Below are 13,619 nucleotides of genomic sequence, written 5' to 3'. Positions count from 1 at the left end.
GGTCAGCCCCCGAGAAGGAAGTCGAGGAGGGACGTGTCCGCGGCGCCGCGACCCTGCCGGCCGCTGCCGAGCAGGCCGCCGACGCCCTTCTGGAGCTGCTCGAGGGCCTTGGGGGGCGTGCCGCCGCGGTTCGGGGCGAGGAGGCCCTCGACGGTGTCGCCGAGCGCCTTCGGCAGGTTGCCCACGACGTCGCCGAGGTCCGGCACGACCGGGGTCGGCGCCGTCTCACCGGGCGCGTTCCCCTGCGGGCCGGACGGCGCCGGCGCGGGCGTCGGAGCCGTGCGCGCGGGGGTCTTCTCGGCGGGAGCCTCCTCCTTCTCCGGCGCCCGGCGGCCTGCTGTCGTCCCCTTGCTCGCGGCGTAGTGCGTGGAGCACGACTCGACCGTGACGGTCGCGTAGAGGTTGCAGGTGTCGTGGACCATCGCGTAGGCGGGCAGGATGTGCGACACGCTGTCGAAGCGCGAGAGCGCGGCCGTGCCCCAGTACAGGAAGCGGAGGAGGCCCTCGAACGCGCCCTGGTCCTTCACGCTGACGAGGAAGTCGCGGAGCAGCACGCCGGTCGGCTGCGCGGCCTCGGCGAAGCGGCGCAGGCGGCGGACCTGCGGGGCGGCGGGCCCGACCGCGGAGCGGCCGTCGGCGGCTGCCTCGCCGAGCGCCTCGAGAGCGGGCTCGGCCGCCTCCGCGAACGGGCTGAGCTCGCGCACGAGCCGCGTCCCGGCGGGCGCGGCGTCGCCGAGCTCGTCGACGATCGGCGCGCCGTCCTCGCCGAGCTCGCGCAGCTCGCGCAGGGCGGGGCGCGCAGCGGACAGGAAGCCCGGCAGCTCGCGGATCGTCGCGCGCAGCTCGGCCTGACGGCGCGCGGTCGGCGCGCTCGCCGCGCGGGCGGCCGAGATGAAGTCGGCGACGTCCTCGCGACGCGTGTCGAGATCACCGACGATCTCGTCGGACTCGGCGATCAGCGCGCGGATCGTGTCTCGGTCCTCGTTGACGAGGCCGAGGAGGCGGTTCACCTCGTCGAACGCGGGGTCGGAGCGGCGGATCGTCTCGGCGAGGTCGTCGGCGCGGCCCGTGAGGCCGCCGCCGAGCGCGCTCAGGAGGAGCGCGGCCTGGGTCGGCACCGGGTCGCGGAACGTCGCGAGGACGAGATCGAGGTCGACCGGCGTGACGGTGTTCTCGACAGGGATCGTCGGCACCGAGTCGCCCGTCGCGACGAGGGGCTCGTCACCGGGACGGCCGGGGTCGCACTGCACGAACTTCTCGCCGATGAGCGACTGCGGCTGGATCGTGCACGTCGCGTCGGAGCCGAAGGGCCCGAAGCGCTCGTCGACGAGCATCTCGATGCGCGCCTGCTTGTCGCCGGTGAGCGTGACGTCCTCGACGCTCCCGACCTTCGCCCCGGCGATCTTCACGTCCTGGCCGGGGATGAGGAAGGCCGCGTTCTTGAAGATGGCGTCGACGCGGTAGCCGTCGCCGTCCCCGTCGCCCGCGCCGGCGAGCGCGAAGCCGAGGCCGAGGACGGCGGCCATCCCTGCGAGGGCGGCGACGAGGCGCCTCATGGCGCGTCCTCCGGCCGGCAGGGGACGTTCTCGGCCGGCGTGTTGTTCTTCGAGCTCTCGACCTGGCGGTAGCCGCCGCCGGGGCAGCGGAGGTTGTTTCCGCCCTGGAACGGCAGCGCGACGGCGTCGCCGAGCGGCGCGAGGAGGCCGGTGAGCGAGAGCTCGGACGCGATCGGCCCGATGCGCGCGTAGTGCCCGTTCGCGTCGTAGGAGTTCGCCTGCGTGCCGCCGAAGCCGGTGATGATGCCGTGGAAGATGTCCGGCACGTAGGGACGGGTGCCGCGGACGATGTGGTCGCTGTCCGCGATCGCCTGCGCGGCAGCGGAGAACGCCGGCAGGGCGCTGTCGCGCAGGCCGGGCGTCTGGCCGAGGAGCCCGCCGAGGTCCGGCAGGATGCCCTGGACCGCGTCGATCGCGGGACCGGACCGGCGCAGGAGGGGCTGGAGGTCCTCGACGAGCGTCGCCGCCTTCGGTGCGACCGGTCGCAGCTCACGCGCCGTCGGGACGAGCGTCGTGAACGTGCCGTCGAGATCGCGGAGCGTGCGCGTCGCGTCGGAGAGCGTCTCCGGCGCACGGGCGAGGATGCCGGTGAGCGCCGCGCGCTCGTCGGAGATCTCGCGGGCCGTCGCCGCGGCGCCGCCGAGCGCGGCGTCGAGGTCGGAGCTGCGGCTCGCGACCGCGCTCACGACGGAGGAGGTCTGGACGAGGAAGCCGCGCAGGGCGGTCGAGTCACGGCCGATGTCGCGGACGAGGAGGCCGAGCTGCGAGAGCGCCGGGTTGAGGGCGACGAGCCCCTTGTTCGCCGCGGCGGACCGGCCCTCGAAGATCGCGCGCTGGTTGCGCAGGAGGTCCTGGGTGGCCTCCCGCGTCTGCGCGTCGAGGGCGGAGAGGACGCTGTCGATCTCGACGACCGCCTGCGTGTTCTCCGCCTCGATCGTCGCGCCCTCGGGGAGCGTGTCGTTCGAGTTCGGCCCCGGGTGGAGCTGGATGAAGCGCGCCGCGACGCTCGAGAGCGAGGGGACGCGGATCTCGGCGGTCGTGCCCTCGTGCAGCGGGGTGAGGTCGTCGTCGGTGATCGTCACCTTCACCTCGGCGACGTTGTCGTCGCCGAGCTCGATCGCGTCGACGGTGCCGACCGCGAGGCCCCCGACCTTCACCTGGTTGCCGTTCACGAGCTGGCTCGCGTTCTCGAACCGCATCGTCAACTCGTAGTCGTCGCCGCCGGAGAGCAGGAGGGCGCCCGCCGCGACGACGGCCACGACGAGCGCTGCGAGCGCGACGACCCTCCCGATCACGTGAGTGCTCTCTCTTCCCTTGCCGATGAGATGCGCCTGACGACGACTGCCATCCGGGACCCACCCAGCACGGGACCACGCGGTGACCTGACTCACCGCATGCCAGGGGGTGGGACTGGCGGGACGGAAAGCTACTCCATCGCCGGGCGGACGGCGCCGGTAGCGGACGCACGACCGGCGGGAGCGGGGACTACGATGGCGGCCGTGCCATCGGTGACGCGCCAGTCGGGCGGCGGACGCGAGCGGCGTCAGGCAGTCGAGGAGAACGTCATCGCGGCCGTCGAGAGACTGCTCCGCGAGGGTGAGAGCTTCACCGGCCTCGGCGTCCAGCGGATCGCGGACGAGGCCGGGATCGCTCGCAGCACGTTCTACGTGCATTTCGCGGACAAGACCGACCTCCTCATGCGCGCGACCGACGTGGCGACGCACGACCTCTTCGCGATCGCCGAGGACTGGGTCTCGGGCGAGCACGAGCGCGAGGCGCTGACGGAGACGATCGCGGCGATCATCGCCCAGCGCCGGGCCCACGCGCCGATCCTCGCCGCGCTCGACGAGCTCGCCGCCTACGACGGGACCGTCGCGGCGTTCTGGCGCGAGCGCATCGGCCGGTTCGCGACCCGCCTCGCGACGCGGATCGCCGACGAGGTCGGCACCGGCCGGGCGCCGGCGAGCGTCGACCCCGCGACGACCGCCCGCTGGATCGCGTGGGGCGTCGAGCGCACGGTCGCCGCCCACGTCGCCGAGGACGACGGCGCAGGGGACGCGCAGCTCGCGCGGACGGCCGCCCGCGCGATCTGGGCCGCGATCTACGCCCCCGACTGACGCCACGGCGCCCGGGACGCCGCCGGCGCGCGGACCGGACCCGGGGCTGCGCCTGCGCCTGCGACCGCCGCCTTGACACGCCATCGCGAGCCGGACATAGTGTCCGACAGTCTGTCCCGGACCGCAGGAGGACCTCCGCATGTCGTCACGCACGATCCCCGACCTCTCGAAGCTCGCCTTCTGGACGCAGCCGCGCGACGCGCGCGAGGCCGACTTCCGCCGGCTCCGCGACGAGGCGCCGGTCTCGTGGCACGACCAGCCGGAGTCCCAGGCGATCGACGTCGGCGAGCTCGGCACGGGCGGGTTCTGGGCGATCACCCGCTACGACGACATCAAGGCGATCTCGCGCGACCCCGAGCGCTTCTGCTCGGGCAAGGGCATCATGCTCGAGGACGTCCCCCAGGAGTTCCTCGACGCCGCGCAGTCGTTCATCGCGATGGACGGCGAGCGGCACCGGCGCATCCGCGGGCTCGTCTCGGCGGGCTTCACGCCGCGCCAGGTGCGCCACCTCGAGGACGGCGTGCGCGCCGACGCGCGCACCATCGCCGACGACCTCGAGGGGCACGAGGAGGGCGACTTCGTCGAGATCGTGGCGAAGCGCCTTCCGCTCATGACGATCATGCGCATGCTCGGCGTGCCGGAGGAGGAGCGCGAGACGATCGTGCACGAGGCCGACGCCATGGTGTCGTGGAACGACCCGGACTACCTCCAGGGCCGCGAGCCGCTCGAGGTCATCGCGACCGCCCTCTTCAAGATCCACGAGGCGTGCGGCCGCTACATCGCCGAGCGGCGTGAGACGCCCGGCGACGACCTCCTCAGCGCGATCGTCCACGCCGAGGTGGAGGGCGAGCGGCTCACCGACCACGAGATCGCGGCGTTCTTCGTGCTCCTCTGCGTCGCGGGCAACGACACGACGCGGCACACGACGTCCCACGCGATGCTCGCCCTCACCGAGCAGCGCGACCAGCGCGCTCTGCTCCTCGAGGGCTTCGAGGGCCGGATCGACGCCGCGGTGGAGGAGTTCATCCGCTGGGCCAGCCCGGTCATGACGATGCGCCGCACGGTGACCGAGGACGTCGTCGTGCGCGGGGAGAAGCTGTCGGCCGGCGAGAAGCTCGTGCTCTTCTACCCGTCCGGCAACCGCGACGAGCGCGCGATCGACGATCCGTTCCGCTTCGACATCACGCGGGACCCGAACCGTCACCTCGGCTTCGGCGGCGGCGGCCCGCACTACTGCATGGGCGCGGCGCTCGCGCGGCTCCAGCTCAAGACGCTGTTCGGCGAGCTGCTCGGCCGCTATCCCGACCTCGAGGTGGCCGAGCCCAACCTCCTCGTCGGCAACTTCATCAACGGCATCAACCGGATGCCGATGCGCCGCGGCGCGCCCGCCTGACCCTGCGCCGACCCCTCGACATGCGTCCGCCGGGCGCGTCGGCGGGCGCCTGGACGCTTGACGACGCTCCGATTCCGGGTAGACCGTCATCATGGCGATCGTGTCCGAGAGCACCGACCCCCGGACGGGTGCGACCTTCACCCTCGACCGGCTCGAGCTGAAGGGGGACATCCTCGTCGTGAGCGGGCGGTGGGCGGACGTGCGGGAGGTCCGGTTCACGCGCCCGGAGCTCCTCACCGGCGACGGCGATCGCACGCGGGCGGTCGCCGCCCACCGTCCGTGGACGCCGCGGGGCGCTCAGCGGTGGACGGTGAAGTTCCTGTGGGAGGACGACCCCGAGGGCCTGCGAGGCGCCCGCATCTCCGTCGGCGCGGGCATCGTGGTCCCGATCCTCGGCGACGACGACCCGGTCCCGGTGCGCGAGCCCGCGGACGAGGAGAGCGAGGCGGCGAGCTCGACCGCGCCGAAGAAGAAGCCCGCGGCGAAGAAGGGCGCGGCGAAGAGCGGCGCCGGCACGACGCCGCCGGCGGACGGCGGGCCGAAGCGGACGCCCACCGCGAAGAAGAGCGCCGAAAGCACGAAGAGCACGGCGATCTCCGCGGTCCCCGAGGAGGCGAGCAGCGCCCAGCTGCGCCGGCGGATCCGCCGGCTCGAGGGCGAGCTCGACGCGCTGCGCGAGGAGCGCGACACCGCGGTGGAGGCCGCCGACAAGCTCCGGCACCAGCTCCACGCCGCGCAGGAGGAGGTGCAGCGGCGACCGCCGCCGCGCGAGCGTCACGCGGAGTGGGACGACGAGGACGAGGAGGCGATCGGCATGCGGTCCAAGCCGCGCACGGTCCTCCCCGGCGACGACCTCGAGCGCATGCCCGCCCCTCCCCTCCGCAGCCGGCTCTCCGAGTCCGACCTCGTCGCGATCCGCCTCGGGGCGACGATCGCGGCGCTCGTCGGGTTCGTCCTCCTGATCGTGCTGATCGGGATCCTGTTCTGAGCCCTCAGACCGCGGCGGCCTCGCCGCGGAGGACGCCCTGGAGGCGGTCGGTGATGATCGCCTCGGCCTCCGTGACCATGCGCTCGACGAGCTCCTGGCAGGTCGGGACGTCGTGGATGAGCCCCTGGCAGAGCCCGGCCGTCCAGATGCCGGCGTCCGGGTCGCCGTCCTCGTAGACCTTGCGGCCCCGCTGGCCGGACACGAGGTCCTTGATGTCCTCGAAGCCGCCGCCCGCCTTCTCGATCTCCCGGACCTCCTGCGAGACCTTGTTCCTCGCGACCCGGGCGGTGTTGCGGAACGGGCGGAAGATGTGCTCGGTCTGACGCTCGTCGGCCTGGACGATGTGCTGCTTGATGTTCTCGTGGATCGGCGACTCGACCGTGCACATGAAGCGCGTGCCCATGTTCACCGCGTCGGCGCCGAGCGCGAGCGCGGCGACGACGCCGCGGGCGTCCGCGATCCCGCCCGAGGCGATGATCGGGATCTGCAGCTTGTCGGCCGCGGCCGGGATGAGCACGAGGTTCGGCACGTCGTCCTCGCCGGGGTGACCCGCGCAGTCGAAGCCGTCGACGGAGACGGCGTCGACGCCGATCGACTCCGCCTTGAGCGCGTGCCGGACGGTCGTCGCCTTGTGGATGACCTTGATGCCGGCCGGCTTGAAGACCTCGAGGAACTCGGTCGGGTTGTTGCCGGCGGTCTCGACGATCTTCACGCCGGACTCGACGATCGCCTGCGCGTACTCCATGTACGGCGGCGGCTTGATCGCGGGGAGGATCGTGAGGTTGACGCCGAACGGCTTGTCGGTGAGCTGCTTGACCCGGTCGATCTCCTTCGACAGGTCCTCGGGGGTCGGCTGGGTGAGCGCGGTGAGGCACCCGAGCGCGCCGGCGTTCGCGACCGCGGCGATGAGCTCCGCGCGGCCGACCCACTGCATGCCTCCCTGGACGATCGGGTGCTCGATGCCGAACGTCTCCGTGAACCTCGTCGTGAACATGGCGCGGACCCTAGCGATCGATCGCCGCCGCGCCGGTGCGGCCCGGGCGGCGCCGACCCGCCGGCGGGAGGGGCCGCTCGTCCTCAGCGACGGCGCTTCGGAGGCAGGTCGGTCGCGACGCCCTCGGCGACCTCCGCGGCGAGGCCGACCGTCTCGACCAGCGTCGGATGGGCGTGGACGGTGAGCGCGACGTCGCCCGCCTCGGCGCCCATCTCGATCGCGAGGCCGATCTCGGCCATCAGCTCTCCCGCGCTCGGCCCGACCGCGCCGCCGCCCAGGACACGGCGGCTGGCCGGGTCCACGAGGAGCTTCGTGAGTCCCGTGCCGGCGTCCATCGAGAGCGCGCGACCGCTCGCCGACCACGGGAACGCCGCCTTCTCGTACTCGACGCCCTGCTCCTTCGCCTCGGTCTCGGTGAGGCCGACCCAGGCGACCTCCGGATCGGTGTAGGCGACCGACGGGATCGCTCGGGCGTCGAACGCGACGTCCTCTCCGGAGACGACCTCTGCGGCGACCTTCGCCTCGTGCGAGGCCTTGTGCGCGAGCATCGGCCCGCCGATGACGTCGCCGATCGCGTGGATGTGCGGGACCGAGGTCCGCAGCTTCTCGTCGACCTCGACGACGCCGCGATCGTCGACGCGGACGCCGGCCGCGTCGAGGCCGAGCCGGTCGCCGTTGGCTCGCCGACCGACGGCGACGAGGACGCGGTCGAAGTCCCTCTCGCCCTCCCCGTCGCCGGAGAAGGTCGCGTGGAGACCGTCGTCGCGTGCCTCGACCGACTCGACCTTCGTCTTCAGCCGCACGTCGGCGCCGCGCTCCTGCAGCGCCTTCGCGAGAGGCTTCACGAGGTCGGTGTCGGCGCCGGGGATGAGCTGATCGGCGATCTCGACGATCGTGATCTCCGAGCCGAGCGCCGAGTACACGGTCGCCATCTCGAGGCCGATGATGCCGCCGCCCACGACGAGGAGCCGGCCGGGGATCTCGGGGAGCTCGAGCGCCCCGGTGGAGTCCATGACCCGCGGGTCGTCGTACGGGATGCCGGGCAGCTCGATCGGGTCCGACCCCGCCGCGACGATCGCGTGGTCGAAGGCGATCGTCCGCGTCCCGCCGTCGGGGGCGGTCACCTCGAGCGTCCGCGGGCCGGTGAAGCGGCCCTCCCCGCGCTCGACGCGCACCCCCCGGCGGTCGGCCATGCCCTGCACGCCGCCGGTGAGACGGCCGACGACGTCGTCCTTCCACCCGCGCAGCCGCTCGAGGTCGATCTCGGGCTCCCCGAACGCGATCCCGTTCGTCGCGGCGTGGCGCGCCTCGGTGATCGTCGCCGCCGCGTGGAGGAGCGCCTTCGAGGGGATGCACCCGACGTTGAGGCAGACGCCGCCGAGGGCGCTGTGACGCTCGACGAGGACGACGTCCCGCCCGAGGTCCGCGGCCCGGAAGGCCGCGGTGTAGCCGCCGGGGCCGGAGCCGAGGACGAGCACGTCCGCGGAGAGGTCGGCGTCAGGTCGTTCTGGCGCGTCTCCGCTCGGCTTATCGTCACCCTCGACCTCGACCTGAGGTTCAGGTGATGACGCGTCGGAGCCGTGGGAATCGGGCTCTGAGCCGTCACCGTCCTCCGTCGTCTCGAGCACGACGATCTCGGTGCCCTCGGAGACGGAGTCCCCCACCGCGACGAGGATCTCGCGCACGACACCGGCCTGGGGCGCGGGGATCTCGACGGTCGCCTTCTCGCTCTCGAGCACGACGAGCGGGTCCTCGGGCGCGACCTCGTCGCCGACGCTCACGAGGATCTCGATGACCGGGACGTCGTCGAAGTCGCCGATGTCGGGGACGGCCACCCGTGTCGTCGCGCTCACAGCAGGACCCTCCGCAGGTCGCCGAGGACGCCGGCGAGGTGGACGCAGAAGCGCGCCGCCGCCGCGCCGTCGATGACCCGGTGGTCGTAGGTGAGCGAGAGCGGGAGCATGAGCCGGGGGACGAACTGCTCGCCGTCCCACACCGGCCGCATCTGCTGGCGGACGACCCCGAGGAGGGCGACCTGCGGCGGGTAGATGATCGGTGAGAAGCCCGTGCCGCCGATGCCGCCGAGCGAGCTGATCGTGAAGACGGCGCCGCTCATCTCCTGCGGCGAGAGCTTGCCGGCGCGGGCCTTGCCGCTGAGCTCCGTGAGGTCCGCCGCGATCTCGAAGAGCCCCTTGCGGTCGACGTCCCGCACGACCGGCACGACGAGGCCGTTCGGCGTGTCCGCGGCGAAGCCGAGGTGGAGGTCGCGCTTGACGATGACCTCGTCGCCGTCGAGCTGGCTCGCGAAGCGCGGGAACGCCCGCAGCGAGGCCGCCGTCGCCTTGAGGAGCAGCGAGACCATCGTGATCTTCACGTCCTCCTGCTCGGCGTTGAGCTGCTTGCGGAACGCCTCGAGCTCGGTGACGTCGGCGTCCTCGTGGTGGGTGACCTGAGGCACCTCCTGCCAGGCCGCCGTGAGGTTGCGCGCGCTGATCTGCTGGATCCGCGTGAGCGGCACGCGCTCGTCGCCCTCGGCCTCGCGCGGGCCGGCGCCCCGGGGCTTCTCCGGAGCCGCCGCGGCCGCGGCGCCGCCGGAGGCGGCGGCCTCCACGTCCTCGCGCGTGATGCGGCCCTTGCGGCCCGACCCGCTCACCGTCGAGAGGTCGACGCCGCGCTCGCGGGCGAGGCGCCGGACGACGGGACTCGCGTGGACGGGACCCCCGTCCGCCCGTGCCGGCGCCGCGGGCTCCTGGGCCGCCTCCGCCGCGGGCTCCTGGGCCGGTGCCGCCGCGGGCTCCTCCGCGTCCGCGGTCTCCTCGACCTGCGGCTCGCCGGACGCCTCGTCCCCGCCGGGCTCCTCACCACCGCCGGACTCCTCACCGCCGCCGGACTCGGCGGGAGCGAGGCGGAGGAGCGGATCGCCCTCGCTCACCAGGTCCCCGACCTTCACGAGGATCTCCTCGACGGTCCCGGCCTGCGGGGCCGGGACCTCCATCGTCGCCTTGTCGCTCTCGAGGACGACGAGCGGATCCTCGGGGGCGACCTCGTCGCCGACGCTCACGAGGATCTCGATGATCGGGACGTCGGTGAAGTCACCGATGTCCGGGACGACTACCTCCGCCACGGGGCCTCCACGTCAGGGTCGATGCCGTAGGACTCGATGGCCCCCGCGACCGCGGAGGGCTCGACGGCGCCGTCTCGCGCGAGCGCGTCCAGCGCCGCGACGGCGACGTGCTGGCGGTCGACCTCGAAGAAGCGCCGCAGCGTCTCGCGGGTGTCGCTGCGGCCGTAGCCGTCCGTGCCGAGGACGACGTAGCGGTCCTCGATCCACGGGCGGATGCCGTCCGGGAGGGCGCGCATGTAGTCGCTGGCCGCGACGACCGGCCCGCCCCCTCCGGGCAGCTGCTCGCCGACGTACGAGGTGCGTCTCTCGTCGCCCGGATGCAGCCGGTTCCAGCGATCGGCGGCCATGCCCTCCCGCCGCAGCTCGGTGAACGACGTGACGCTCCACACCTCCGCGCGCACCCCGTGCTCGTCGCGGAGCAGGTCGGCGGCGGCGAGGACCTCGCCGAGGATCGTCCCCGACCCGAGCAGGCGGACGACCGGCCCGTCGCCCTCGGGCGCCTCCGCGATGCGGTGCATCCCCTTGAGGATCCCCTCCGCGGAGCCCTCGGGCATCGGGGGATGCACGTAGTTCTCGTTCATCACGGTGAGGTAGTAGAAGACGTCCTCCTGCTCGGCGACCATGCGCCGCAGGCCGTCCTGGACGATGACCGCGAGCTCGTAGGCGTAGGCGGGGTCGTAGGACACGCAGTTGGGGATGAGCGCCGCCTGGAGGTGGCTGTGCCCGTCCTCGTGCTGGAGCCCCTCGCCGTTGAGCGTCGTGCGCCCCGCGGTGCCGCCGATGAGGAAGCCGCGCGACCGGCTGTCCCCCGCCGCCCACGCGAGGTCGCCGATCCGCTGGAAGCCGAACATCGAGTAGAAGACGTAGAAGGGCACCATCGTCGCCCCGTGGTTCGCGTAGGACGTCGCCGCGGCGATCCACGAGCTGAACGCGCCCGCCTCGTTGATCCCCTCCTGGAGGATCTGCCCGCTCTTGTCCTCGCGGTAGAACATGAGCTGGTCGCGGTCCTCGGGCTGGTAGAGCTGGCCCACCTGGCTGAAGATCCCGAGCTGGCGGAACATCCCCTCCATCCCGAAGGTCCGCGACTCGTCGGGGACGATGGGGACGACGTGGGGGCCGAGGCCCTTGTGGCGGATGATCGTCGCGAGGATCCGCACGAACGCCATCGTCGTCGAGATCTCGCGGTCGCCGGAGCCGTCGAGCTGGACCTGGAAGGCGTCGAGGTCGGGGATGGGGAGCGCCGGCGCCTCGGCCACCCGCTGCGGCAGCGACCCGCCGAGCTCCTCGCGCCGCTCGCGCAGGTACCGCATCTCCGGCGACTCCCCGTCCGGCTTGTGGAGAGCCGCCTCGCGCACCTCGTCGTCGCTGAGGTCGAGGTCGAAGCGCTCGCGGAAGGCGAAGCGCGCGTTCTCATCCATCTTCTTCTGCTGATGGGTGATGTTCTGGCCCTCGCCGGCCGTCCCCATCCCGTAGCCCTTCACGGTCTTCGCGAGGATGACCGTCGGCTGACCGGTGTGGGCCATCGCGGCGGCGTAGGCGGCGTGGACCTTCTTCGGATCGTGCCCGCCGCGGTCGAGCGCCCAGATCTCGGCGTCGGACATGCCCTTCACCCGCTCGGCGAGCTCGGGATAGGTGCCGAAGAAGTGCTCGCGGACGAACGCGCCGTCCCGCGCCTTGTAGGCCTGGTAGTCGCCGTCGACCGCCTCCTCCATGCGGCGGACGAGGAGGCCGTCCTCGTCGGCGGCGAGGAGGGGGTCCCAGCGCGAGCCCCAGATGACCTTGATGACGTTCCAGCCCGCCCCGCGGAACTCCATCTCGAGCTCCTGGATGATCTTGCCGTTGCCGCGGACCGGCCCGTCGAGGCGCTGCAGGTTGCAGTTGACGACGAAGACGAGGTTGTCGAGGTGCTCGCGCCCTGCGAGCGAGATCGCGCCCATCGACTCGGGCTCGTCCATCTCGCCGTCGCCCATGAACGCCCACACCTTCCGGCCGGCCGTCTCCGAGATGCGCCGGCCGGCGAGGTACTTCATGAACCGCGCCTGGTAGATCGCCATGATCGGGCCGAGGCCCATCGAGACGGTCGGGAACTGCCAGAAGTCGGGCATGAGCCACGGGTGCGGGTAGGAGGACACGCCGGGGACCCCCGGCTCCGCCTCCCGCCGGAATCCCGCGAGGTCGTCCTCGGAGAGCCGCCCCTCGAGGAAGGCTCGCGCGTAGATGCCGGGCGACGAGTGGCCCTGGATGTAGACGAGGTCGCCGCGGTTCTCCTCGGTCGGCGCGCGCCAGAAGTGGTTGAACCCGACCTCGTAGAGCGTGGCGGCGGACTGGTAGCTCGAGATGTGCCCGCCGATGCCGGAGGCCTTCGCGTTGGCCTGGAGGACCATCGCCGTCGCGTTCCAGCGCACGAGCGAGCGGACGACCCGCTCGAGCGCGGGGTCCCCTGGCATGTCGGGCTCGGTGTCGGCGGGGATCGTGTTGACGTAGGGCGTCGAGAGCTCGGCGCCGGTCTGCACGCCGTTCACGCGCGCGCGGGAGAGGACGGCGGTGAGGAGCTGTCGCGCGCGGTCGCGGCCGTCGACCTCCATCACCGCGTCGAGGGCCTCGAGCCACTCGCGGGTCTCGACGGGATCGATGTCCTCGTGCGTGTCCTGCGTGCTCATTCGTCGGCCTCGGGGATCGGTGTGGTGGACGTCGTGGACTGGGTCCCGGGCCCTCCCGAGGCGAAGTACTCGGGGTGCTCGGCGCGGAGAGCCGGGATGCTCGACAGCACCATGCTCAGGTGGTGACGCATCGCGCGCTCGGCGCGCTCGGCGTCGTGGGCCGCGAGCGCCTCGACGATCTCGCGGTGCTCGCTCACCATCTCCCCGAGGAAGCCCGGCTCGGGGAGGCTGAGCCGGCGGACGCGGTCGAGATGGCCGTTCGCCCGGCGGCTGAGGTCCCACGCGATCGCGCGCCCGCTCAGCTCGCAGATCGTCCGGTGGAGCTCCTCGTCGAGCCGGTCGAAGGTCTCGGGGTCGGCGGCTTCGACGGCGCGGGCCTGCGCGTCGAGGATCGACTCGAGCGCGCGGACGCCGACGTCGTCGATCCGCTCGCTCGCGAGCCGCACGGCGGCGCACTCGAGCGCCTCGCGGACGAACTGGGCGTCGGCGATGCCCTCGTCGCTGATCTGCGTGACGTAGGTCCCGAGCTGGGGGACGATCGCGACGAGGCGCTCCTCCCGCAGGGCGGCGAGCGCCTCGCGGACGGGCGTGCGGCTCACGCCGAGCTCGCCGGCCAGCTCGTTCTCGGAGAGCTTGCGACCCGGCTCGAGGCGGGCGCTGAGGATCGCCTCACGCAGCTTCGCGTAGGCGAGCTCACGTGCGGGACCGGAGCGCTCCGTGAGATCGAGCCTCATTCGGACACTAGTATGCAGGGCCGGTGAGGTGGCCGTCAACCGGCCCTCTGCCC

10 protein-coding genes are annotated in these 13,619 nt (G+C 72.8%); 3 read left to right on the top strand and 7 right to left on the bottom strand.

Annotated features, from left to right (window positions below):
* Positions 1 to 2: 2 nt before the first annotated feature.
* Positions 3 to 1,556, bottom strand: coding sequence for an MlaD family protein (locus tag ACME2J_RS00375; RefSeq protein WP_495542870.1), 1,554 nt, complete (start codon positions 1,554 to 1,556; stop codon positions 3 to 5).
* On the bottom strand, positions 1,553 to 2,851 hold the full coding sequence (locus tag ACME2J_RS00370; protein ID WP_495542869.1) for an MlaD family protein: 1,299 nt from the start codon (positions 2,849 to 2,851) through the stop codon (positions 1,553 to 1,555). Before ACME2J_RS00370 ends, ACME2J_RS00375 begins: the two co-directional genes overlap by 4 nt.
* 204 nt (positions 2,852 to 3,055) lie before the next feature.
* On the opposite strand from ACME2J_RS00370, the gene ACME2J_RS00365 reads away from it, so the two are divergent.
* The 3 genes from ACME2J_RS00365 to ACME2J_RS00355 all read left to right on the top strand — a co-directional run bounded on the left by ACME2J_RS00365 (position 3,056) and on the right by ACME2J_RS00355 (position 6,054).
* Entirely contained in the window at positions 3,056 to 3,673 is a 618-nt protein-coding gene (locus tag ACME2J_RS00365; RefSeq protein WP_495542868.1) for a TetR/AcrR family transcriptional regulator, read from the top strand.
* Positions 3,674 to 3,812: 139 nt separating this feature from the next.
* Positions 3,813 to 5,066: a cytochrome P450 gene (locus ACME2J_RS00360; protein WP_495542867.1), complete on the top strand. Its 1,254-nt coding sequence runs from the start codon at positions 3,813 to 3,815 to the stop codon at positions 5,064 to 5,066.
* Positions 5,067 to 5,166: 100 nt separating this feature from the next.
* On the top strand, positions 5,167 to 6,054 hold the full coding sequence (locus ACME2J_RS00355) for a mediator of RNA polymerase II transcription subunit 21 (protein WP_495542866.1): 888 nt from the start codon (positions 5,167 to 5,169) through the stop codon (positions 6,052 to 6,054).
* A gap of 4 nt (positions 6,055 to 6,058) precedes the next feature.
* On the opposite strand, the gene ACME2J_RS00350 is transcribed toward ACME2J_RS00355, so the two are convergent.
* The 5 genes from ACME2J_RS00350 to ACME2J_RS00330 all read right to left on the bottom strand — a co-directional run bounded on the left by ACME2J_RS00350 (position 6,059) and on the right by ACME2J_RS00330 (position 13,566).
* A complete protein-coding gene (locus tag ACME2J_RS00350; protein ID WP_495542865.1) occupies positions 6,059 to 7,048 on the bottom strand; it encodes an NAD(P)H-dependent flavin oxidoreductase in 990 nt (329 codons plus the stop codon).
* An 83-nt stretch (positions 7,049 to 7,131) separates the two neighbouring features.
* Positions 7,132 to 8,901, bottom strand: a complete 1,770-nt coding sequence (gene lpdA, locus ACME2J_RS00345) for a dihydrolipoyl dehydrogenase (RefSeq protein WP_495542864.1) — start codon at positions 8,899 to 8,901, stop codon at positions 7,132 to 7,134.
* A complete protein-coding gene (locus ACME2J_RS00340) occupies positions 8,898 to 10,172 on the bottom strand; it encodes a 2-oxo acid dehydrogenase subunit E2 (RefSeq protein ID WP_495542863.1) in 1,275 nt (424 codons plus the stop codon). The genes lpdA and ACME2J_RS00340 overlap by 4 nt, the downstream gene beginning before the upstream one ends.
* Complete coding sequence (aceE, locus tag ACME2J_RS00335) at positions 10,160 to 12,832, bottom strand: pyruvate dehydrogenase (acetyl-transferring), homodimeric type (protein WP_495542862.1); 2,673 nt, start codon at positions 12,830 to 12,832, stop codon at positions 10,160 to 10,162. The genes ACME2J_RS00340 and aceE overlap by 13 nt, the downstream gene beginning before the upstream one ends.
* Positions 12,829 to 13,566 (bottom strand): GntR family transcriptional regulator, encoded by a 738-nt coding sequence (locus ACME2J_RS00330; RefSeq protein ID WP_495542861.1) that lies wholly within the window; start codon positions 13,564 to 13,566, stop codon positions 12,829 to 12,831. Before ACME2J_RS00330 ends, aceE begins: the two co-directional genes overlap by 4 nt.
* Positions 13,567 to 13,619: the final 53 nt, after the last annotated feature.

This window comes from Paraconexibacter sp. (assembly GCF_059438195.1).
Note: the sequence above shows the minus strand (reverse complement) of the source record. Positions and strands in the feature narration are given on the sequence as shown.